Below are 4,460 nucleotides of genomic sequence, written 5' to 3' on the forward strand. Positions count from 1 at the left end.
AAATTTTAATTTTAAACTGTTTTATAATTTTCTGGTAAAAGTGTAGTCGCATACATTGACGATCTTTCAGTAAAGAAGACTTGAGCCAGATCGCAGACCCGACCATGATGGATAATAATATTTCATACATATCATAATGTTATGTGCATTCGCTACAAATTTTTTTCCAAGTCTACGGCGGTAATATCTGCTTTGTGCAGAAGATACAAGCATAGCACCTATCATGATTGTGGGGACGCGGAATGAGGAGCTTGAAATGGTAGAGCAAAAAGATCGTGTGGAGCAAGCGAGTAACAACTCAGGAGCACAAAATCAGAAGACTGCTATCGTAGACGAGGATATCTCAAACTCCAACAAGGTTCAAAGACAGCTTTCTTTACTATTCTTCGTGGTTGTTTTCGTTGGGCTGGTTGGGGCAATGCTCCACCAATGGTGGTTTCCACCACTTTGTGTTGTCTTCTATTTCCTGATTGGCCTCTTTCTCAGCAAGAAGGTACTTAACACAGGAAAACTCGCTGACGGTGTCTACTATATGGGATTCCTTTTTACCTTATGGGCACTGTTCATCGCTTTTGTACCATGGGGTAAGATTAGCGGGGAGCTATCAGCCGACATTATCATCACGCAATTTGGCATAGCGCTATTAACCACAGTTTTAGGAATCACTTTCCGGTTATTTTTGATTCAATCGCAGGTAACCTTATCGGATCAAGAGATCGAAGCGAGGGAGTCCATCGCCACCGGCATTGCAAAAATGAACAAGGAACTCAGTGAAGCTGCTAACGACTTAGCTCGGACTCGGAAGTCTCTGTGTGAAGAGAGTGAAAATGTTCTAGCACAGATCCGTAAAATAGTACTGGAAGAAGTCAGATCTGTTTCAGGGGAGTTATTGAAGACGCAAGCATCTTATACATCGACTGTTGGTGAACAGACCCATTCCTTATCGAAAATGGTGAGCGAGATGCGTACGCTGATAGAGTGCTTTGAAATAATTTCTAAGGAATCGGATAAACATATGGAATCTTATCAGTTGGTGGCGCAAAATTTCGATAAAATTCATACTAACGTAAAGAATGTTACAAAGGATTTTGAAAAACTGAAAAGCAATCTTACAACCACAATTGTTCAAATAAAAAATGCCGGAAATGATGTGGAGGCATATGATCGGCTTGTAGGTGTGTCACACCTGCTTACTAGTGCTGTCAAGAAGCTCAATGATAATGTGGTGTACTATGAGGGTGCAATGAAGGAAAGCATTCAGCTTGTCAACGATCTCCTTAGTGATAGCCTCAAGGAATCCACATATGATTAGAGGCACATTCCCTCCCAGCGAGAAGTCTGATGTGTTCAGCCTTAGCGTGGCAGAGATACTCTTGATGATGTTATTCGTTGCAATGGCGTTCTCTTTTTACTCAGATCTTGAGGCACAGATTGGGGTAACGGTTGCCGAGAAAAAGGCAGAAGAACTAGAGGAATTGTTCAACAAGGAGAAAATGGAGAACAAACAGCGAAAGAAACGAATTAAAGATTTAAAGACTGAAATCATCCAACTGAATGATTTTGTCAACCATCTACTCGGGAAAAGGTCCGACGTACATCTGCAAAGCAGTGAATACAGTTGTTGGAAGCTTGTGGACGTGCAGCAAAAGAAACTGTCGAGTTTAATGCGCGGTTGTGGGACTGGTTATCCTCGCTGCACTGTGACTAGTGGCAATTTGTTTGCAATCCACATCCGCAGTGATGGAATGCTTAATGTGACTCAGCGTTGGGATGAAGGGGGGGATTTGGCTGTAGATAAAGTACCAGGGGCGAAGGCATTAGTTGGTAAAGGAACTGTGACCATGATGGAATTCCGACGGTATGCTGAGCAAATCTTTCAATGGAGTGAGTCGCAAAAGGTTCGCTGCAGATTCCACGTTGATGCCTCCTCCAAAGCCCCGAGTTTAAGTGCCGATTTTGTAGCCGAGAGGATGCACGTTATTGATACTTACTTCTACCCTAAAAGATACTAATTAGTCTCCCTGCTAGTGAAGCGTAAGGAATTAAAAGTTGCACAGTTTTCAACGCGACCAGGACCCAAGGCCGCGGGGTCTAGTGACGTGGAATTTCAAAAAGAGGTGGAACGATTTCGGAATCTCATGCTTCTTGCTGTATTGCGTCGTCAAGGTCATGTGTTTGCTTACCGTGATCTCAAAAACATAGGATCACAATACGAGCTTAGTGTAGCATTCCAACTATTGGCACTGAAGAGTGAGGAAAGGCGACTGCCAGCGGGGTGGAGCAAACTCGCTAGGCGGATACACATCCACATTAGAGTGGCTTTATTGGGGGGGAGTAAGCTTGGAGTAGTCTTGATGCACACAAAGCGCATAGGGCGTCAATTTTGGCAATTGCTGATGCTGAAAAAAACGAAGTAAAGTCGTAACTACTCACACCCTCTTACTCCCCATTGAGCCAGCATCACCCGCAAGAGCCAACTGAATAGCGATAAGAGGATTGTAACCTTTGTTCGCCATAGTCTGCAGGTAGCTTGATATACGACAATAAGCCTGGGCATAAATCTGTACGGGTGTAACCTAGGGCGTCTAAATCCTCAAAAATCTCATGACCGAAAAATGAACTTGATGAGGGTAGAAGAAGGCGCACATCGCCATCCAACCCACGTGGCTCATACATCAATCCTCAACCAATACCAGAAAAGTAAGTGCCCCCATAACAATCGAAATCACCCATACAAATCAATCACATGCAAATACAAATGAAGTTCATTTACTTATCTAGTAGTCGATACTGGATGCGTGCAAACGGGACAGAATTCATTCCCAATCAGACCACAAATCCAGGTCCACGTTATTTTCTATAATAGCTGTCTTATCAATGAGTTACATGTGTTTTTGACCGCTTTTTGAACCGCCTGCAAAGCCAATATTTCAGTATTTCTCACCAGTTATTGGGACTTCTCTCGGCAAATGAAAAAATACAGGTTCAAATTGTGGGTAACAAATTTGGCCCAAAATGGGCGTTTTTAGACGCCCTAGGTGTAACCCGTCTCCCGCACCCAATTGATCTCATCGCCTCAAGCAATATAGTAGAGTTGTTGCGAAATAAGAAATATCATCTATGCTAATGATTTATCACAAATTTCTATATGGAAGTTCCAGAGGCCACAAGCTAACTCCATAAATGTATCAGCCATAGCAGGGCGTTTATTGCGAAAAATATCAGTGACACACTTCAATCGTTTGATTCCCGCAATTGTGTTTTCAGAAAGCACTCGTAATTGCGCAATGAGGTGGTTAATTTTCTTCTCAACCTGACTTAGCGTACCGCCTTTTGGTTTTTTTATAGGCATCAACACGCTTAACTCTGGGTAATCTGTCTCGATTCCCTGAAACCCTAAATCTACAAAAACATTACACTCAACAGGAATGAGTTGGGCTAATCCAGAACATATGAATATCGCATAATCGTGTTTTTTCCCTTCATAAGTTCCGATCAGTATTAACACCCTCTTACGTTCATCATTGAGAATAAGATCCCAAACTCAGGGTCATTTTTACCCCCTACAAAATTGAGCTTCAATGATAACGATTATATCTTATTGAAAAAATGAATGTTTTTATATTTCTTGAGGTGAAAATAAATACGTTAAATGATTGTTTGTAAGGGGTAAAATAACCCCTACATGTGAGCAAAATCAAACGTTCGAAAAGAAAGAGCAAAATTCCTCTCTTCGAAATTGAAACGAAAAGAGTTAACTGAAAAGTTGTGACACATCATATTCGTTATCTTGGGAAAGGGGCTGATGGTAAACCCAAATTCCACCTAAATTTTATTCTCTACGAAACTGATTATCAACGATAACGAGTTCATCTTACTGAAAACATGAATATTTTTGTATTTCTTGAATTAACAATAAAAGCGTTGAGTGATTATGTGTAAGGGGTATGATACCCACCTACAAATGGGCTAGAGCAATCCTCAACGAGTAGTTGCAGTTAACAACAACCAAGGAAAAAACACTTAGCGCTATCAATAAAAAGCTGTTAACTCAGATGTAGGGGGTAAAAACGACCCTGAATTTGGGTAAGATGCTTTCTGGTATGACGCTTTTTCTTCCCCGAATAACACGCTTTCTGTTGCTCATGCTCCACGGGCCTTTGCACAGGCCGTTCTGTGCCATCCAGGTATAGCTCTGTAATATCTTGAAATAGATATGAAATTTCATCATTACTGAGGCTCCCTCTTAAGGGCAGTACCCGCTCACGCGCTAAGACCTTTCTCAAAATCGGTAATAACTCCTCTACCCAACGACAGGCTTGGGAACGGTCCACATCAAAACACAGCCCCGCTAAATCATAAGTTGGACGAAGCCGCTACGCGGAGAAAGGCTTTGAGGCCTGATTAAATCTAAAATGTAACCTCACGCCCTCGCATAGAGGGATCATTCAGCGACGAAT

General features: G+C 42.0%; 4 protein-coding genes. 2 read left to right on the plus strand and 2 right to left on the minus strand.

From position 1 onward, the window contains the following. Window positions 1-256: 256 nt before the first annotated feature. Window positions 257-1,312 (plus strand): hypothetical protein, encoded by a 1,056-nt coding sequence (locus ABFQ95_07740; GenBank protein MEN8237412.1) that lies wholly within the window; start codon window positions 257-259, stop codon window positions 1,310-1,312. Beyond that, complete coding sequence (locus tag ABFQ95_07745; protein ID MEN8237413.1) at window positions 1,305-2,012, plus strand: hypothetical protein; 708 nt, start codon at window positions 1,305-1,307, stop codon at window positions 2,010-2,012. The genes ABFQ95_07740 and ABFQ95_07745 overlap by 8 nt, the downstream gene beginning before the upstream one ends. 448 nt (window positions 2,013-2,460) lie before the next feature. Here ABFQ95_07745 and ABFQ95_07750 read toward each other — a convergent pair whose 3' ends face one another. Together ABFQ95_07750 and ABFQ95_07755 are read right to left on the minus strand one after the other, a co-directional pair. Next, entirely contained in the window at window positions 2,461-2,676 is a 216-nt protein-coding gene (locus ABFQ95_07750; GenBank protein MEN8237414.1) for a hypothetical protein, read from the minus strand. 442 nt (window positions 2,677-3,118) lie between these two features. Continuing rightward, a complete protein-coding gene (locus ABFQ95_07755; protein ID MEN8237415.1) occupies window positions 3,119-3,532 on the minus strand; it encodes a transposase family protein in 414 nt (137 codons plus the stop codon). Window positions 3,533-4,460: the final 928 nt, after the last annotated feature.

Source organism: Pseudomonadota bacterium, assembly GCA_039714795.1.
Lineage (GTDB): Bacteria > Pseudomonadota > Alphaproteobacteria > JAGOMX01 > JAGOMX01 > JBDLIP01.